This window comes from Enterobacter cloacae complex sp. SHL018, assembly GCF_049237905.1.
GTDB classification, from domain to species: Bacteria; Pseudomonadota; Gammaproteobacteria; order Enterobacterales; family Enterobacteriaceae; genus Enterobacter; species Enterobacter hormaechei_C.
Map to the genome: position 1 here is coordinate 484,610 of NZ_JBMKJE010000001.1, position 15,051 is coordinate 499,660.

The 15,051-nt window shown below is 53.6% G+C and carries 13 protein-coding genes and 5 tRNA genes; all 18 read left to right on the forward strand.

From position 1 onward, the window contains the following. Window positions 1–123 precede the first annotated feature (123 nt). The 18 genes from mngA (at window position 124) to ACOTY5_RS02525 (ending at window position 14,849) form a co-directional block, all read left to right on the forward strand. Window positions 124–2,040, forward strand: a complete 1,917-nt coding sequence (mngA, locus tag ACOTY5_RS02440) for a PTS 2-O-a-mannosyl-D-glycerate transporter subunit IIABC (RefSeq protein ID WP_023303308.1) — start codon at window positions 124–126, stop codon at window positions 2,038–2,040. A gap of 23 nt (window positions 2,041–2,063) precedes the next feature. After that, the gene (gene mngB / locus ACOTY5_RS02445; protein ID WP_017694135.1) at window positions 2,064–4,700 is read left to right on the forward strand and encodes a mannosylglycerate hydrolase; all 2,637 of its coding nucleotides are present in this window, start codon (window positions 2,064–2,066) and stop codon (window positions 4,698–4,700) included. Window positions 4,701–5,379: 679 nt separating this feature from the next. Beyond that, window positions 5,380–6,948, forward strand: a complete 1,569-nt coding sequence (gene cydA, locus ACOTY5_RS02450; RefSeq protein WP_003858601.1) for a cytochrome ubiquinol oxidase subunit I — start codon at window positions 5,380–5,382, stop codon at window positions 6,946–6,948. A gap of 15 nt (window positions 6,949–6,963) precedes the next feature. Then, entirely contained in the window at window positions 6,964–8,103 is a 1,140-nt protein-coding gene (gene cydB, locus ACOTY5_RS02455; RefSeq protein ID WP_015571108.1) for a cytochrome d ubiquinol oxidase subunit II, read from the forward strand. 14 nt (window positions 8,104–8,117) lie between these two features. Beyond that, entirely contained in the window at window positions 8,118–8,231 is a 114-nt protein-coding gene (gene cydX / locus ACOTY5_RS02460) for a cytochrome bd-I oxidase subunit CydX (protein WP_003858598.1), read from the forward strand. Then, window positions 8,231–8,521, forward strand: coding sequence for a cyd operon protein YbgE (ybgE, locus tag ACOTY5_RS02465; protein WP_003858596.1), 291 nt, complete (start codon window positions 8,231–8,233; stop codon window positions 8,519–8,521). The genes cydX and ybgE overlap by 1 nt, the downstream gene beginning before the upstream one ends. A 148-nt stretch (window positions 8,522–8,669) precedes the next feature. Next, window positions 8,670–9,074 carry a tol-pal system-associated acyl-CoA thioesterase gene (gene ybgC, locus ACOTY5_RS02470; protein ID WP_003858593.1) on the forward strand — a complete coding sequence of 135 codons (405 nt, stop codon included), beginning with the start codon at window positions 8,670–8,672 and terminating at the stop codon, window positions 9,072–9,074. Continuing rightward, entirely contained in the window at window positions 9,071–9,763 is a 693-nt protein-coding gene (gene tolQ / locus ACOTY5_RS02475; RefSeq protein WP_003858590.1) for a Tol-Pal system protein TolQ, read from the forward strand. The genes ybgC and tolQ overlap by 4 nt, the downstream gene beginning before the upstream one ends. Before the next feature lie 3 nt (window positions 9,764–9,766). Further along, window positions 9,767–10,195, forward strand: coding sequence for a colicin uptake protein TolR (gene tolR, locus ACOTY5_RS02480; RefSeq protein WP_003858589.1), 429 nt, complete (start codon window positions 9,767–9,769; stop codon window positions 10,193–10,195). Between the two features lie 28 nt (window positions 10,196–10,223). Further along, window positions 10,224–11,459, forward strand: coding sequence for a cell envelope integrity protein TolA (tolA, locus tag ACOTY5_RS02485; RefSeq protein ID WP_045142387.1), 1,236 nt, complete (start codon window positions 10,224–10,226; stop codon window positions 11,457–11,459). 100 nt (window positions 11,460–11,559) lie between these two features. Then, window positions 11,560–12,852, forward strand: coding sequence for a Tol-Pal system beta propeller repeat protein TolB (gene tolB / locus ACOTY5_RS02490; protein ID WP_017384962.1), 1,293 nt, complete (start codon window positions 11,560–11,562; stop codon window positions 12,850–12,852). A 34-nt stretch (window positions 12,853–12,886) separates the two neighbouring features. Further along, window positions 12,887–13,408 carry a peptidoglycan-associated lipoprotein Pal gene (gene pal / locus ACOTY5_RS02495; RefSeq protein ID WP_003858578.1) on the forward strand — a complete coding sequence of 174 codons (522 nt, stop codon included), beginning with the start codon at window positions 12,887–12,889 and terminating at the stop codon, window positions 13,406–13,408. Window positions 13,409–13,417: 9 nt separating this feature from the next. After that, window positions 13,418–14,206, forward strand: coding sequence for a cell division protein CpoB (gene cpoB / locus ACOTY5_RS02500; RefSeq protein ID WP_003858574.1), 789 nt, complete (start codon window positions 13,418–13,420; stop codon window positions 14,204–14,206). Between the two features lie 161 nt (window positions 14,207–14,367). Continuing rightward, window positions 14,368–14,443 (forward strand) — tRNA-Lys (locus tag ACOTY5_RS02505). 27 nt (window positions 14,444–14,470) lie between these two features. Continuing rightward, a tRNA-Val gene (locus tag ACOTY5_RS02510) sits at window positions 14,471–14,546 on the forward strand. Window positions 14,547–14,549: 3 nt separating this feature from the next. After that, window positions 14,550–14,625, forward strand: a tRNA-Lys gene (locus ACOTY5_RS02515). A 41-nt stretch (window positions 14,626–14,666) separates the two neighbouring features. Further along, window positions 14,667–14,742: transfer RNA gene (locus ACOTY5_RS02520), tRNA-Lys, on the forward strand. A 31-nt stretch (window positions 14,743–14,773) separates the two neighbouring features. Continuing rightward, a tRNA-Lys gene (locus ACOTY5_RS02525) sits at window positions 14,774–14,849 on the forward strand. Window positions 14,850–15,051 lie beyond the last annotated feature (202 nt).

The window sequence follows — 15,051 nt, forward strand, 5'->3', positions numbered from 1 at the left end:
GTAAATTTGTAAATAATACAAATAAGATACAAATATCAGTGTTAGTGAAAATGATCACATAAATGTATTATCCGGTCTGCCACAATCCTGCCCAGACAATAACTTTGGATAGGTGAGGATCTTATGAACCTGACGACTCTGACCGACCCCCGTGCTGTCTGCGTGCAGGCGCAGTTTACCAGCCGTGATGAGGCAATCCGTCAGCTTGCGACGCGGCTGGTGGCGTTGGGCAAAATAGCCAACGCCGATACGTTTCTGGCAGACGTTTTCCATCGGGAATCGCTTGGCCCGACGGCGCTGGGCGAGGGGCTGGCCGTACCTCATGGTAAATCAGTGGCGGTAAACGAAGCGGCTTTTGCCGTGGCCACACTGCGTGAGCCGCTGGCCTGGGAAGGTGTGGACGGACCGGAGGAGGTCGAGCTGATTTTTCTGCTCGCCATTCCTCCCGCACAAGCGGGATCAACGCATATTCAGGTCCTGACGGAACTGACGTCTCGCCTGGCGGATGACGAGCTCAGGGCGCGCGTGATGACGGCGACCAGCGCGGAAGCGGTGCTTGCGGCGCTGGAAACAGCGCCTGACACACAAGAAACCGCCGTTGCGGAGAATGCCCCGACGATCGTCTGCGTTACCGCCTGTCCGGCCGGGATCGCCCATACCTACATGGCAGCGGAGTATCTCGAAAAAGCGGGACGTAAGCTCGGCGTCAATGTGGTGGTCGAAAAGCAGGGGGCAAATGGTATTGAGGGGCGCATCACCGCGCAGCAGTTGCAGGAGGCAAAAGCGTGTATCTTCGCGGCGGAAGTGGCGATCAAAGAGCGTGAGCGTTTTCAGGGGATGCCCGCCATTTCCGTGCCCGTCGCGGAACCCTTACGCCATGCGGAAGCGCTCATTGAGCGTGCGCTGGCGCTACAGCCTGTATCCGATGCGCGTCCTGCGCACGTCGACACGGACGCGAAAAAGTGCGTTAAAACCGAACTCAAGCAGGCGCTGCTCAGCGGTATCTCCTTTGCGGTACCGCTGATTGTCGCCGGCGGTACGGTGCTGGCGGTGTCGGTACTGCTGGCGCAAATCCTGGGCTTGCAGCATCTGTTCGATCAGGAAAATTCGTGGCTGTGGATGTACCGCAAACTGGGCGGCGGGATGCTCGGTATTCTGATGGTGCCTGTTCTGGCGGCCTATACCGCTTACTCGCTGGCGGATAAACCTGCGCTAACGCCGGGCTTTGCGGCGGGTCTTGCCGCCAATATGATCGGCTCTGGTTTTCTCGGGGCCATCGTCGGCGGGCTGATTGCGGGCTACCTGATGCGCTGGGTGAAAAACCACATCCGGCTGAGTAGCCGCTACAACGGCTTTCTGACCTTTTATCTCTATCCGGTGATTGGCGTGCTGGGCGCAGGCAGCCTGATGCTGTTTGTGATCGGCGAACCGGTGGCCTGGATCAATAATGCCCTGACCGCCTGGCTTAACGGTCTGTCCGGCGCGAATGCGCTGCTGCTGGGGGCGATCCTGGGCTTTATGTGCTCGTTCGATCTGGGCGGTCCGGTCAACAAAGCCTCTTACGCGTTCTGTCTGGGAGCGATGGCCAATGGCGTATACGGGCCTTATGCGATTTTTGCCTCCGTCAAAATGGTATCGGCCTTTACCGTGACGGCATCAACGATGCTGGCTCCGAACCTGTTCAAACAGTTCGAAATTGAAACCGGCAAGTCCACCTGGCTGCTGGGGCTGGCGGGCATCACCGAAGGGGCAATTCCGATGGCTATCGAGGATCCGTTGCGGGTCATTGGCTCATTTGTTCTGGGGTCAATGGTGACCGGAGCGATTGTCGGGGCGATGGGGATTGGGCTATCCACCCCCGGCGCGGGCATTTTCTCGCTCTTCTTACTGCATGATGCCGGGCTGGGCGGCGTGATGGCCGCTGTCGGCTGGTTTGGCGCCGCGCTGGCTGGCGCCGCAATCTCTACGCTCATTTTACTGCTCTGGCGACGCCAGGCCGTGAAGAGCGGCACCTACGTGACTGAAGACATACCATCGTAAACACGCACTGACAGGAAACGAAGATGAAAGCTGTATCTCGCGTTCATATCACGCCACATATGCACTGGGACCGGGAGTGGTACTTCACCACCGAAGCGTCACGTATTCTTCTGGTCAATAATATGGAAGAGATCCTCACCCGTCTTGAGCAGGACGCAGAGTATAAATACTACGTTCTCGACGGCCAGACGGCGGTGCTGGAAGATTATTTTGCCGTGAAACCGGAAAACAGGCCACGCGTGAAGGCGCTGGTGGCGGCCGGGAAGCTGATTATCGGGCCGTGGTATACCCAGACGGACACCACCCTTGTCTCCGGCGAGTCGATTGTCCGAAATCTGATGTACGGTATTCGCGACTGTCTGGCCTTTGGCGAGCCGATGAAAATTGGCTATCTGCCGGACTCCTTCGGCATGTCTTCCCAGCTGCCGCACATTTACAACGGTTTTGGCATCACGCGCACCATGTTCTGGCGCGGGTGTTCCGAGCGGCACGGTACCGATAAAACCGAATTTCTCTGGCAAAGCCAGGACGGCAGCGAAGTGACGGCACAGGTGCTGCCGCTGGGCTACGCGATTGGTAAGTACTTACCGGAGGATGAGGCCGGGCTGCGCAAACGGCTCGACACGTACTTCGAGGTGCTGGAAAAAGCCTCCGTGACGAAAGAAATTTTACTGCCTAACGGCCATGATCAGATGCCGCTCCAGCAGAACATCTTTGCGGTGATGGATAAGCTGCGCGAAATCTATCCGCAGCGTCAGTTTGTGATGAGCCGCTTCGAGGAGGTGTTTGACCACATTGACGCGCACCGCGATGAACTGGCGACGCTGAAAGGGGAGTTTATTGACGGTAAATATATGCGAGTGCACCGGACGATAGGCTCCACGCGGATGGATATCAAAATCGCCCACGCCCGGATAGAGAATAAAATCGTCAACGTCCTTGAGCCGCTGGCCACGCTTGCCTGGACGCTGGGCTTTGAGTATCACCACGGCTTGCTGGAAAAAATGTGGAAAGAGATCCTCAAGAATCACGCCCACGACAGTATCGGCTGCTGCTGTAGTGACAAAGTGCATCGTGAGGTGATGTCACGCTTCGAGCTGGCGGAAGACATGGCCGATAACCTGACATGCTTCTATATGCGCAAGATTGTCGACAACATGCCGCAGAGCGAGGAAGACAAACTGGTGATGTTTAACCTCACGCCCTGGCCGCGTGAGGAAGTGATTAACACCACGATACGTCTGCGCGCCAGCCAGTTCCGCCTGCTGGACGATAGGGGGAATGAAATCCCTTACTGCCTGCGCAGCGCGCGTGAAATCGACCCCGGCTTGATTGACCGGCAAATTGTGCATTACGGCAACTACGATCCCTTTATGGAGTTTGATATCCAGCTCAATCAGATCCTGCCATCAATGGGTTACCGCACGCTCTATATCGAGCCGCACGTGGCCGGCAAGCTGCTGGCGGCAGAAAAATCGTCGGAGGCGTTGCTGGAAAATGCTTTCTGGGAAATAACGTTAAACGACGACGGCACCCTGCGTCTGCTCGATAAAGCGTCCGGGCTTATCTATGACCGCGCGCTGGAAATAGAAGAGAGCTCGGATGATGGCGATGAGTACGACTACTCGCCTTCACGGGAAGAGTGGAGACTCACTTCCGCTCAGGGCGAGCATGAGGTTGAGGTGATCCACGAGGCCTGGCAGAGCAGGGCGGTGATCCGCCATCGCATGGCGGTGCCAGCGGATCTCGCTGAACGTTCTGCGCGTCAGCAGACGGGAACGCTTGAGGCAGAACTCACGGTCACGCTCAGCCATAACAGCCGACGTATCGACGTTGAGGCGCGTCTCGGAAATCACGCGGATGACCACCGTGTGCGGGTGCTGATCCCGACGCCATTTACCACAGACACGGTGTTAGCCGATACCCAGTTCGGTTCGCTGACGCGTCCTGTACAGGATGAAGCGATGGCGAACTGGCAGGAGGAGGGCTGGAAGGAAGCGCCGCTGCCGGTGTGGAATCTGCTTAACTACGCTGTGCTCCAGGAACGGCGTAACGGGATGGCGCTGTTTACCGAAGGGTTGCGCGAATTTGAAGTGACTGGCGAGCGTCAAAAAACGTTTGCCCTGACGTTGCTTCGCGGCGTGGGGGTGCTTGGGAAGGAAGATTTACTGCTGCGCCCCGGCAGACCGTCCGGGATCAAAATGCCGGTGCCTGATTCGCAGATGCGGGGCCAGTTAACCTGTCGCTTTAGCCTGTTCAGTTTTAATGGTACGCCCGTCAGTGCTGGCGTTGCGCAGCAGGCGAAGTCGTGGTTAACGCCAGTGCACTGCTATAACAAAATCCCGTGGGATGCGATGAAGCTTAACCGCGCCTCTTTCACCACCCCTTGTAGCTATAGCCTGTTAACGCTGGCGCCTAACGGATGCGTACTCAGTGCGCTGAAAAAAGCGGAGGATCGTGACGAGATGATTCTTCGTCTGTACAACCCTGCGGAGACCCGCTCCGGTGACGTGGCTTTGTCTGTGAACCGTGAGGTCCAGGCCTGTTGCGAAACGGACATGAATGAGGTGCGCAAGGCGCAAGGGGAGGAGGGTTCAGCCATTACGGGGTCGTTCCGGCCATGCCAGTCACGCACCTTTAGCATAAAAATTGAAAGGTAATCCTCCGAACAAAATAAAGGCCGCAGGAATGCGGCCTTTATTTCATCAAATAGTCACGAAAGGGTGTTAATTTTAAGATTATTAAAGGTGAATGAAATGTAATCGCTTCGGCGGGTAGCAAAGCGAAAGAAAAATACTGTGAAGCAGATAACATTATATGTTTATCTTCCGGCAAAATGCGTTTTTTCTTGCGCGTTAATAAAAATCACAACTGTTTATATTATCTTCTGGCTTTTATAACCAATAACGCCTTTAAATATACATATTGTTAACAAGGTTTTTACTATCCGCACCACAAAGAAACATCATTAACAGCTCTGACTGTTTTTGATTTAAATCAATGTTTAATACTTGGAAAAAGGCTCCGAAAGGCGTTAAATTGTTCCCGATCAAAATGGCCGAAAAGTGGTAATTTTGCTATAAATTGATCGCCGTCGAAAAACGTAAATCTGTTCGAATAAAAACCTGTTTATTGTAAGGGTTTTGCAGCGTATTATATTTACGGGATCAATTTGGTTTTTTCTTAACGTATTTGTAACCTTTCATCATTGCTTTTTCCTCCTGAAGAGAATAAGCAACGAAGAAGGGAAGCAGATAACTTTGTATTGGGGCATGCGTGTGGATCCTTATCTAACGGGGTTCACTCTCGGAGTCTTCATGCGATGAGCAAGGAGTCATAATGTTAGACGTAGTCGAACTGTCGCGCTTACAGTTTGCCTTGACCGCGATGTACCACTTCCTGTTTGTGCCGCTGACGCTCGGTATGGCGTTCCTGCTGGCCATCATGGAAACGGTTTACGTCCTCTCCGGCAAACAGATTTATAAAGATATGACCAAGTTCTGGGGCAAGTTGTTTGGTATCAACTTTGCGCTGGGCGTGGCAACCGGTCTGACCATGGAGTTCCAGTTCGGGACAAACTGGTCTTACTATTCCCATTATGTGGGGGATATTTTCGGTGCGCCGCTGGCCATTGAAGGTCTGATGGCCTTCTTCCTCGAATCCACCTTTGTAGGTCTGTTCTTCTTCGGTTGGGACCGTCTGGGTAAAGTCCAGCATATGGCGGTAACCTGGCTGGTGGCATTAGGCTCCAACTTGTCCGCACTGTGGATCCTGGTGGCGAACGGCTGGATGCAAAACCCAATCGCATCTGATTTCAACTTCGAAACCATGCGTATGGAGATGGTCAGCTTCGCTGAGCTGGTCCTGAACCCGGTTGCTCAGGTTAAATTCGTTCACACCGTGGCGTCTGGCTATGTGTGCGGCGCGATGTTCGTGCTGGGCATCAGCTCCTACTATATGCTGCGCGGCCGCGACTTCGCCTTTGCCAAGCGTTCTTTTGCTATCGCAGCAAGCTTCGGTATGGCCGCGATTCTGTCCGTTATTGTTCTGGGTGATGAATCCGGTTATGAAATGGGCGACGTGCAGAAAACCAAACTCGCCGCAATTGAAGCTGAATGGGAAACCCAGCCGGCACCGGCAGCGTTTACCCTGTTCGGTGTGCCTGACCAGGAAGCGCAGGAAAACCGCTTCGCCATTCAAATTCCTTACGCTCTGGGTATTATCGCCACGCGCTCCGTCGACAAACAGGTGACTGGCCTGAAAGATCTGATGGTGCAGCATGAAGAGCGTATCCGTAACGGGATGAAAGCCTACTCGCTGCTGGAACAGCTGCGCGCCGGCTCTACCGACCAGGCCGTTCGCGATCAATTTAACGACGTGAAGAAAGACCTCGGTTACGGTCTGCTGCTGAAACGCTATACCCCGAACGTCTCCGACGCGACGGAAGCGCAGATTCAGATGGCAACCAAAGACTCTATTCCACGCGTTGCGCCGCTGTACTTCGCGTTCCGCATCATGGTGGGTTGCGGCATTATCATGCTGCTGATCATCGCGGCCTCGTTCTGGTCAGTCATTCGTAACCGTATCGGTGAGAAAAAATGGCTGCTGCGCACCGCGCTGTACGGTATCCCACTGCCATGGATTGCTATCGAGTCCGGCTGGTTTGTTGCGGAATATGGCCGTCAGCCGTGGGCGATCGGTGAGGTGCTGCCAACAGCGGTAGCGAACTCCTCCCTGACCGCAGGCGACCTGATCTTCTCCATGTTGCTCATTTGCGGTCTGTACACCCTGTTCCTGGTGGCTGAACTGTTCCTGATGTTCAAGTTCGCGCGCCTTGGCCCAAGCAGCCTGAAAACCGGTCGCTACCACTACGAGCAGTCTGTTGCGACTACTCAGCCGGCACGCTAAGACAGGAGTCATCAAATGATCGATTATGAAGTATTGCGTTTTATCTGGTGGCTGCTGATCGGTGTTCTGCTGATTGGTTTTGCGGTCACCGATGGTTTCGACATGGGCGTGGGCATGCTCACCCGTTTCCTCGGTCGTAATGACACCGAGCGTCGAATCATGATCAACTCCATCGCCCCGCACTGGGACGGTAACCAGGTGTGGCTGATCACCGCAGGTGGCGCGCTGTTCGCTGCCTGGCCGATGGTCTACGCGGCTGCGTTCTCCGGCTTCTATGTGGCGATGATTCTGGTGCTGGCTTCTTTATTCTTCCGTCCGGTGGGTTTCGACTACCGTTCCAAGATTGAAGACACCCGCTGGCGTAACATGTGGGACTGGGGCATCTTCATCGGTAGCTTCGTTCCACCGCTGGTCATTGGTGTGGCGTTCGGTAACCTGTTGCAGGGCGTACCGTTCCACGTCGACGAATATATGCGTCTGTTCTACACCGGTAACTTCTTCCAGCTGCTGAATCCGTTTGGTCTGCTGGCGGGCGTGGTGAGCGTGGCGATGATCATCACCCAGGGCGCAACCTATCTCCAGATGCGTACCGTAGGTGAACTGCACCTGCGTTCCCGCGCTACCGCTCAGGTGGCGGCGCTGGTGACGCTGGTCTGCTTCGCGCTGGCAGGCGTGTGGGTGGTGTATGGTATTGATGGATACGTGGTGACCTCCGCGATCAACCACGCTGCACCGTCTAACCCGCTGACCAAAGAGGTGGCGCGTCAGGCCGGTGCATGGCTGGTGAACTTCAACACTACCCCTGTGCTGTGGGCTATCCCGGCTCTGGGTGTGCTGCTGCCACTGCTGACCGTGCTGACGTCTCGTCTGGAGAAAGGCGCTCTGGCGTTCGTATTTTCTTCCCTGACGCTGGCGTGCATCATCCTGACGGCCGGTATTGCGATGTTCCCGTTCGTGATGCCATCCAGCACCATGATGAATGCCAGCCTGACCATGTGGGATGCAACGTCCAGCCATATGACGCTGAACTTAATGACCTATGTGGCTTGCGTGTTCGTTCCGATTGTTCTGGCTTACACCATCTGGTGTTACTGGAAAATGTTCGGTCGTATCACTAAAGAACATATCGAAAGCAACACCCACTCTATGTACTAAGTAAGGAGCTGAATATGTGGTATTTCGCATGGATTTTAGGGACGCTTCTTGCCTGTGCGTTTGGTGTCATCACTGCCCTGGCGCTTGAGCATGTAGAAGCGACCAAAGCAGGTGAAGAAAAGCACTAATGAATATTATCGCAACGTTATATGCGGTAATGGATAAGCGCCCCTTAAGGGCGCTTTCCCTCATTATGGCATTACTGCTGGCAGGCTGTATCTTCTGGGACCCGTCGCGCTTCGCGGCGAAAACCAGCGAGCTTGAAATCTGGCACGGCTTCCTGATTATGTGGGCGGTGTGCGCAGGCGTGATTCACGGTGTCGGCTTTCGTCCGAAAGCGCTACACTGGCAGGGCATCTTCTGCCCACTGATTGCCGATCTGGTTCTCCTCGCCGGTTTGATTTTCTTCTTCTTCTGAATAAGAAATGTCCGTTAACGTTATGGGCTTACCCTGGCCCATAAAAATTTACTCTCCGTTTACTTTCTCCCATTCCAAACCATCATTCCCGCGCGTATAGTAGCGAAGTTTGAAAGCTCCAACTTTTCTTGTATTACCGGGATGTAAAGTGAATACAACGCTGTTTCGATGGCCGGTACGTGTCTATTACGAAGATACCGATGCCGGTGGTGTGGTCTACCACGCCAGCTACGTTGCTTTTTATGAACGGGCACGCACAGAGATGCTGCGCCATCATCACTTTAGTCAACAGGTGCTGTTGGCTGAGCGAGTTGCCTTCGTGGTACGCAAGATGACGCTTGAGTATTTTGCGCCTGCCAGACTCGACGATATGCTCGAAGTCCAAACAGAAATTACATCAATGCGCGGAACTTCACTGGTTTTCACGCAGCGGATAGTCAATGCAGAGAACACGGTACTGAACTCAGCTGAAGTCCTGATTGTCTGTGTTGATCCAACCATAATGAAGCCTCGTGCGCTTCCTAAGTCTATTGTCGCGGAGTTTAAGCAGTGACTGACATGAATATCCTTGATTTGTTCCTGAAGGCAAGCCTTCTGGTTAAACTTATCATGTTGATTTTGATTGGTTTTTCAATCGCATCCTGGGCCATCATCATCCAGAGAACGCGTATCCTCAATGCCGCTGGCCGCGAAGCCGAAGCGTTTGAAGATAAGTTCTGGTCGGGTATTGAGCTTTCGCGTCTGTACCAGGAAAGCCAGGGACGCCGTGATAACCTTTCAGGCTCCGAACAAATTTTCTACAGCGGTTTCAAAGAGTTCGCTCGCTTACATCGCGCTAACAGCCATGCGCCGGAAGCCGTGGTAGAAGGGGCGTCGCGTGCGATGCGCATCTCCATGAACCGCGAACTGGAAAATCTTGAAACGCATATTCCTTTCCTCGGAACCGTTGGCTCCATCAGCCCGTATATCGGCCTGTTTGGTACGGTGTGGGGGATCATGCACGCCTTTATCGCCCTTGGGGCGGTGAAGCAGGCAACGTTGCAGATGGTTGCGCCGGGTATCGCAGAAGCACTGATCGCGACCGCAATCGGTCTGTTCGCCGCAATTCCGGCGGTAATGGCGTACAACCGTCTGAACCAGCGCGTGAACAAACTGGAACTGAACTACGACAACTTTATGGAAGAGTTCACCGCGATTCTGCATCGTCAGGCGTTTACCAGCACCGAGAGCAACAAGGGGTAAACCATGGCCAGATCGCGTGGACGAGGTCGTCGCGAGCTCAAGTCCGAAATCAATATCGTTCCGTTACTGGACGTGCTGCTGGTGCTGCTGCTGATCTTTATGGCGACGGCGCCCATCATCACCCAGAGCGTGGAAGTTGATCTGCCGGATGCGACAGAATCACAGGCGGTAAGCACCAATGACGATCCTCCGGTCATCATTGAGGTTTCCGGCGTAGGGCAGTACAGCGTGGTGGTAGAGAAAGATCGTATGGATCAGCTTCCGCCAGAGCAGGTTATTGCTGAAGCGCAACGACGCCTGGAGTCAAATCCGAAGACGGTCTTCTTAATCGGTGGTGCGAAAGACGTACCATATGATGAAATTATCAAAGCGCTGAACTTGCTACATAGCGCGGGCGTTAAGTCAGTTGGCTTAATGACTCAGCCTATTTGATCATCTGCGTAGTTTTTGGGAACCGATAGTGTCAAAGGCAACCGAACAGAACGACAAGCTTAAGCGAGCGATAATCGTCTCCGCAGTGCTGCACGTAATTCTTTTTGCAGCGCTGATCTGGAGTTCGTTCGATGAGCACCTTGATGCATCAGGCGGCGGTGGGGGCTCGTCCATCGACGCCGTCATGGTGGATCCCGGTGCGGTAGTGCAGAACTATAATCGCCAGCAACAGCAGCAGGCGAGCGCAAAACGCGCGGAAGAACAGCGTGAAAAACAGGCGCAACAGCAGGCGGAAGAGCTGCGTGAAAAGCAGGCCGCCGAGCAGGAACGTCTGAAGCAGCTTGAGAAAGAGCGTTTGCAGGCGCAGGAAGCCGCTAAAGAGCAGGCGGAGCAGCAGAAACAGGCTGAAGCCGCAGCGAAGAAAGCTCAGGAACAGCAGAAGCAGGCGGAAGAGGCGGCAGCCAAAGCCGCAGCAGACGCGAAGGCGCAGGCAGATGCTCAGGCTAAGTTAGCCGCAGACGCGGCGAAGAAAGCGGCTGCTGATGCGCAGAAGAAAGCGGAAGCCGAAGCAGCGAAGAAAGCCGCTGCTGATGCCCAGAAGAAAGCGGAAGCAGAAGCTGCGAAGAAAGCCGCTCAGGAAGCAGAGAAGAAAGCTGCTGCCGATGCTGCGAAGAAAGCGGCTGCTGCCGAGAAGGCTGCGGCTGAAAAAGCGGCTGCCGCTGAAAAAGCTGCGGCTGATAAAAAAGCGGCTGCCGATAAAGCTGCCGCAGCTAAAAAAGCTGCTGCCGAAAAAGCCGCAGCCGACAAGAAAGCTGCCGCTGAAAAAGCCGCTGCCAGGAAGGCCGCTGCTGAAAAAGCTGCCGCTGAAGCAGCCACCGCTGACGATATCATTGGCGACCTGAGTTCTGGTAAGAATGCGCCGAAAACTGGCGGTGGGGCAAAAGGGAGTAATGCAGCCCCGGCGGGAAGCGGTAACACTAAGAACAACGGTGCTTCTGGCGCTGAGATTAACGACTACAAGAACCAGATTGCTGCGGCTATATCCAGCAGGCTTAACGATAAATCATTGTATACAGGGAAAACATGCAGACTGCATATTAAACTGCATACTGATGGTACCGTGCTGAGCGTTGAGTCTGAAGGAGGCGATGACGCGTTATGCCAGGCTGCACTTGTGGCAGTGAATCAGGCAAAACTGCCAAAACCTCCGTCACAGGCTGTCTATGAAGTGTTCAAAGACGCTTCGCTGAACTTTAAGCCGTAAGCAGAGCTGCGGTTATCGGGTTCTGATAGTTTTGTGTATTTGAGTTTGTTAACCTTCTGCTAAATTATCCAGGACTTATTGTTCGGATAAGGGAGATATGATGAAGCAGGCATTACGATTAGCTTTTGGTTTTTTAGTACTGTTGACGTCAGCAGTGCATGCCACAGTAAGCATCGACATTACCGACTGGAACGACTCAGCGCGTCCAATCGGTGTCGTTCCGTTCCAGTGGGCAGGCCCGGGCGCTGCGCCTGAAGATATTGGCGGCATTGTTGCAGCTGACCTGCGTAACAGCGGTAAATTTAACCCCTTAGATCGTTCTCGTCTGCCGCAGCAGCCGGGTACCGCTCAGGAAGTTCAACCTGCTGCATGGTCTGCACTGGGTATTGATGCCGTGGTTGTCGGACAGGTTACTCCTGCGCCAGACGGCGGCTATAACGTCGCTTATCAGCTGGTGGATACCGGCGGTGCGCCGGGTACCGTTCTGGCTCAAAACACGTATAAGGTGAACAAGCAGTGGCTGCGTTACGCAGGCCATACGGCGAGTGACGAAGTGTTTGAGAAGCTGACCGGTATTAAAGGTGCGTTCCGTACTCGTATCGCGTACGTAGTACAGACCAACGGCGGCCAGTTCCCTTATGAGCTGCGCGTCTCTGATTACGATGGCTACAACCAGTTCACCGTACACCGTTCACCACAGCCGCTGATGTCTCCGGCATGGTCTCCGGACGGCTCTAAGCTGGCGTACGTGACCTTCGAAAGCGGCCGTTCCGCGCTGGTTATCCAGACGCTCTCTAACGGTGCTGTGCGTCAGGTTGCGTCATTCCCGCGTCACAACGGTGCGCCTGCGTTCTCTCCGGACGGTACCAAACTGGCGTTTGCCCTGTCTAAAACCGGTAGCCTGAACCTGTACGTGATGGATATTGGTTCTGGTCAGATCCGTCAGGTCACGGATGGTCGTAGCAACAACACTGAGCCAACCTGGTTCCCGGACAGCCAGAATCTGGCCTTTACGTCTGACCAGGCAGGTCGTCCACAAGTTTATAAAGTGAATATCAACGGCGGAGCAGCGCAGCGTATTACCTGGGAAGGTTCTCAGAACCAGGATGCTGACGTCAGTGCCGATGGTAAAACGATGGTAATGGTCAGTACTGCGGGTGGTCAGCAGCACATTGCCAAACAAGATCTGGTAACGGGGGGCGTACAAGTACTGTCGTCAACGTTCCTGGATGAAACGCCAAGTCTGGCACCTAACGGCACCATGGTAATCTACAGCTCTTCTCAGGGGATGGGATCCGTGCTGAATCTGGTTTCTACAGATGGGCGTTTCAAAGCGCGTCTTCCGGCAACTGATGGACAGGTAAAATCACCTGCCTGGTCGCCGTATCTGTAATAATAATTAATTGATTACTAAAGGAATCTTAGAAATGCAACTGAACAAAGTGCTGAAGGGGCTGATGATCGCTCTGCCTGTTATGGCAATCGCAGCGTGTTCTTCTAACAAGAATGCAAGCAATGACCAGAGCGGCGAAGGCATGATGGGTGCCGGCACCGGTATGGACGCTAACGGCAATGGCAATATGTCTTCTGAAGAGCAAGCGCGTCTTCAGATGCAGCAGTTACAGCAGAACAACATCGTTTACTTCGATCTGGATAAATACGACATCCGTTCTGACTTCGCTGCAATGCTGGATGCGCACGCAAACTTCCTGCGTAGCAACCCGTCTTACAAAGTCACCGTAGAAGGTCATGCGGACGAACGTGGTACTCCGGAGTACAACATCTCCCTGGGTGAACGTCGTGCAAACGCTGTTAAAATGTACCTCCAGGGTAAAGGCGTTTCTGCTGACCAGATCTCCATCGTTTCTTACGGTAAAGAAAAACCAGCAGTACTGGGTCACGACGAAGCGGCTTACTCCAAAAACCGTCGTGCCGTACTCGTTTACTAAGAGAATTGCATGAGCAGTAACTTCAGACATCATCTGATGAGTCTGTCGTTACTGGTTGGAATAGCGGCCCCCTGGGCCGCTTTTGCTCAGGCACCAATCAGTAGTGTCGGCTCAGGCTCGGTAGAAGACCGGGTCACTCAACTCGAGCGTATTTCTAACGCTCACAGCCAGCTTTTAACTCAACTCCAGCAGCAGCTTTCCGATAACCAGAATGATATTGATTCCCTTCGTGGTCAGATCCAGGAGAGTCAGTATCAGCTTAATCAGGTTGTGGAGCGCCAGAAGCAAATTTTGTTGCAGATGGATAGCCTTAACAGCGGCGGAGCAGCAGCACAGCCAGCAGCAGGCGATCAAAGCGGTGCGGCAACGCCTGCACCTGCGGCAGATGCCTCCGCGTCGTCTGGTGCGCCTGTACAGAGCGGTGACGCGAATACGGACTACAACGCGGCCATTGCCCTGGTGCAGGACAAATCGCGCCAGGACGATGCTATCGTTGCGTTTCAGAACTTCGTTAAGAAGTACCCTGATTCCACTTACCAGCCAAATGCGAACTACTGGCTGGGTCAGTTGAATTACAACAAGGGTAAAAAGGATGATGCGGCGTTTTATTTTGCCTCTGTGGTGAAAAATTACCCGAAATCACCGAAAGCGCCTGATGCGATGTATAAAGTCGGCGTGATCATGCAGGACAAAGGCGACACTGCAAAAGCCAAAGCGGTTTATCAGCAGGTGGTTGCGAAATTCCCGGGTACAGACGGCGCCAAACAAGCGCAAAAACGTTTAAGTTCGATGGGTTGATTATCGCATGACCAGAAATCGCGTCATTTCTGGTCGTGCAGCATGATTCCTAAGCAGTTAAGTGATCTTCATCGAAATTTTTGTTGCGCAGAATTCTTAAATCAGTAATATATGCCGCCGTTGCCACGGGATATCAAACAACGTGAAAGCAGCGCAAAAGTGGGTCGTTAGCTCAGTTGGTAGAGCAGTTGACTTTTAATCAATTGGTCGCAGGTTCGAATCCTGCACGACCCACCACTTAAAGCAGTTCTGGCAGTACAGAGTGGGTGATTAGCTCAGTTGGTAGAGCATCTCCTTTACACGGAGGGGGTCGGCGGTTCGAGCCCGTCATCACCCACCACTCGGGTCGTTAGCTCAGTTGGTAGAGCAGTTGACTTTTAATCAATTGGTCGCAGGTTCGAATCCTGCACGACCCACCAATTTTATTGGTTCCGAGTGATAATTCAGGCAACACCCGAATGGGTCGTTAGCTCAGTTGGTAGAGCAGTTGACTTTTAATCAATTGGTCGCAGGTTCGAATCCTGCACGACCCACCAGCCTGAATAGATTTGAAGTACATCCCGCAAGGGGTCGTTAGCTCAGTTGGTAGAGCAGTTGACTTTTAATCAATTGGTCGCAGGTTCGAATCCTGCACGACCCACCAGTGTTGAAAGGCGCCCTAAAGGCGCCTTTTTGCTATCTGTCGTTCGCCAGTGCCTTGTAGGTCGGGTAAGGCGAAGCCGCCACCCGACAGATGCTACCGGCATCAATTCCCGATGACATTCCCCCTCAAATTCGCTATCTTGTTTAGTATACAAAACACCATTGCCTCATTTTTGTTATCTCATGCAAAACAAAGGCAATAT

What these genes read in the sequence shown, in the direction of transcription:
- mngA (WP_023303308.1), top strand. Translation starts at nt 124, where the DNA reads ATGAACCTGACGACTCTGACCGACCCCCGTGCTGTCTGCGTGCAGGCG.
- mngB (WP_017694135.1), top strand. Translation starts at nt 2,064, where the DNA reads ATGAAAGCTGTATCTCGCGTTCATATCACGCCACATATGCACTGGGAC.
- cydA (WP_003858601.1), top strand. Translation starts at nt 5,380, where the DNA reads ATGTTAGACGTAGTCGAACTGTCGCGCTTACAGTTTGCCTTGACCGCG.
- cydB (WP_015571108.1), top strand. Translation starts at nt 6,964, where the DNA reads ATGATCGATTATGAAGTATTGCGTTTTATCTGGTGGCTGCTGATCGGT.
- cydX (WP_003858598.1), top strand. Translation starts at nt 8,118, where the DNA reads ATGTGGTATTTCGCATGGATTTTAGGGACGCTTCTTGCCTGTGCGTTT.
- ybgE (WP_003858596.1), top strand. Translation starts at nt 8,231, where the DNA reads ATGAATATTATCGCAACGTTATATGCGGTAATGGATAAGCGCCCCTTA.
- tolR (WP_003858589.1), top strand. Translation starts at nt 9,767, where the DNA reads ATGGCCAGATCGCGTGGACGAGGTCGTCGCGAGCTCAAGTCCGAAATC.
- tolB (WP_017384962.1), top strand. Translation starts at nt 11,560, where the DNA reads ATGAAGCAGGCATTACGATTAGCTTTTGGTTTTTTAGTACTGTTGACG.
- pal (WP_003858578.1), top strand. Translation starts at nt 12,887, where the DNA reads ATGCAACTGAACAAAGTGCTGAAGGGGCTGATGATCGCTCTGCCTGTT.
- cpoB (WP_003858574.1), top strand. Translation starts at nt 13,418, where the DNA reads ATGAGCAGTAACTTCAGACATCATCTGATGAGTCTGTCGTTACTGGTT.